Annotated in this window: 2 tRNA genes; both read left to right on the forward strand. The window is 53.5% G+C overall.

The features are described from left to right. Positions 1–43: 43 nt before the first annotated feature. Positions 44–117, forward strand: a tRNA-Met gene (locus tag ADH31_RS06075). Positions 118–130: 13 nt separating this feature from the next. Beyond that, positions 131–204: transfer RNA gene (locus tag ADH31_RS06080), tRNA-Ile, on the forward strand. The last annotated feature ends 54 nt before the right edge of the window (positions 205–258 follow it).

Consider the following 258-nt stretch of genomic DNA (forward strand, 5'->3'; position numbering starts at 1 on the left):
GGACCAAGGTGTCGCAGGTTCGAATCCTGTCTTCCCGATTGATGGCGGTGTAGCTCAGCTGGCTAGAGCGTCCGGTTCATACCCGGGAGGTCGGGGGTTCGATCCCCTTCGCCGCTATAATGATCTTGTTGGACCTTTAGCTCAGCTGGTTAGAGCTCTCGGCTCATAACCGAGTGGTCGTAGGTTCAAGTCCTACAAGGTCCATTAAATACTATGGAGGATTACCCAAGTCCGGCTGAAGGGAACGGTCTTGAAAAC

Source organism: Streptococcus pseudopneumoniae, from assembly GCF_001072375.1.
In the GTDB taxonomy this organism is placed as follows: domain Bacteria; phylum Bacillota; class Bacilli; order Lactobacillales; family Streptococcaceae; genus Streptococcus; species Streptococcus pseudopneumoniae_L.